Genomic DNA, 1025 nt, shown 5'->3' with positions numbered 1-1025 from the left:
GTAAGACTGAATAATTAATACTATAGATAGTCTGTTGGCTCAGTTAGCAGTCTTAATAGTTTGTATAACTTGAGCACATGCTTTGCGAACTGTGTTTGACAAAGTACACCGTGGTCTTATTCGAGCACAGTTTTCATCCTTCATCTATTTTCTTAGCATGCTTTTTAACACACTATAGTCGGATGACCACAAAAATGTTATAAAATAAATCAACTAAACGATTACCACTATAAACAACTATGACTTACTCCCTAGATTTTCGCAAACAAGTTTTAAAAAGCTTAGATGAGGGCATGACCTTTGCCGAAGCTGCTGTTTTCTATGATATCAGTCCAACGACTATCCAGAAGTGGAAAAAGCGTCTTCATAGTAAAACCACTCGATATATTAAGCCCTACAAAATAGGGGATGAAGCCTTAGCTCAAGATGTCAAAGACCACCCTGACGATTATCACTATGAGCGAGCACAGCGTTTTGATTGTAGCCCAACAGGCATCAGTAAAGCCTTAAAGCGTATTGGTGTTAGCAAAAAAAAAGACACTTGAGCATCCCAAAGCCTGTCCTGTGAAAAGAGCGACTTATCTAGCCAAGCTTAACCACTACATTGCTCAAGGCTTTGCTATTGTCTATATGGACGAAAGTGGGTTTGAGAGTGAAACGATGCGTCCTTGTGGTTATGCACCCATTGGTAGCCCCTGCATTGGCAGTTACAATTGGCAAGCCAAAGATCGAACCAACGTCATTGGTGCACTATATGGCAAAACGCTGTTTGCACTCAATTGCTTAAAGACCAACATTAATAAAAAGATTTTCTATCACTGGTGCAAGTTCACGCTGATACCAAAGCTTAAGAGAAAATGTGTAATCGTTATGGATAATGCAGCCTTTCATAAGCGCGTTCAAAAGTTGCTTAACAGGCATGGTCACAGGCTTCTATTCTTACCACCTTATAGTCCTGACTTAAATCCCATCGAGAAAAAATGGGCTCAAGTGAAGTTTTTACGCCAAGGCTGGATGGAAAATGA

General features: G+C 39.9%; 2 protein-coding genes. Both read left to right on the top strand.

The window, feature by feature from the left end:
- Positions 1 to 239 precede the first annotated feature (239 nt).
- Positions 240 to 545: an IS630 transposase-related protein gene (locus tag JMW64_RS13975; protein WP_201555386.1), complete on the top strand. Its 306-nt coding sequence runs from the start codon at positions 240 to 242 to the stop codon at positions 543 to 545.
- A partial coding sequence (locus JMW64_RS13970) for a transposase (RefSeq protein ID WP_201555385.1) occupies positions 520 to 1025 on the top strand: 506 nt, incomplete at its 3' end. The genes JMW64_RS13975 and JMW64_RS13970, both read left to right, overlap by 26 nt.

The sequence above is a fragment of the Psychrobacter immobilis genome (genome assembly GCF_904846065.1).
GTDB lineage: Bacteria > Pseudomonadota > Gammaproteobacteria > Pseudomonadales > Moraxellaceae > Psychrobacter > Psychrobacter immobilis_H.
The sequence above is the reverse complement of the archived record's forward strand: the minus strand, read 5'-3'. Positions and strand labels throughout refer to the sequence as shown.

Excerpts from the sequence above, each read along its gene's own strand:
- JMW64_RS13975 (WP_201555386.1), top strand. The coding sequence starts at position 240 with ATGACTTACTCCCTAGATTTTCGCAAACAAGTTTTAAAAAGCTTAGAT.